Here is a 261-nt window from a genome sequence, read left to right as displayed (position 1 = left end):
CTGCCAGGAATGCTGTCCCCAACCCGTTCAAAGACCTGACCATCGCGGGTCACAATCTCGATTCGACCGTCAGGAAGCTTGAACGTCCAGTTTTGGTTCGGGTCCTGTACTGGCACGACCTTCGCCGCCATGGCTAGCACGTCCGGATCCTTCAATGCCGCTTCGCTGAAGTCCGCGATGCCCATCTTTCCCTTGCTCGCCGCGATACCGACGATGAATGGCAGGCTCATCTTCGCATCGACGAGCGTGGCTGGTGCGCGC

Annotated in this window: 1 pseudogene; it reads right to left on the bottom strand. The window is 59.8% G+C overall.

Features of this window, described 5'->3' with window-relative positions:
• Positions 1-230, bottom strand: a pseudogene (locus SB822_RS58285) (MmgE/PrpD family protein); the annotation flags it as partial.
• Positions 231-261 lie beyond the last annotated feature (31 nt).

Source organism: Paraburkholderia sp. SIMBA_054 (assembly GCF_046534875.1).
Lineage (GTDB): Bacteria > Pseudomonadota > Gammaproteobacteria > Burkholderiales > Burkholderiaceae > Paraburkholderia > Paraburkholderia hospita.
The sequence above is the reverse complement of the archived record's forward strand: the minus strand, read 5'-3'. Positions and strand labels throughout refer to the sequence as shown.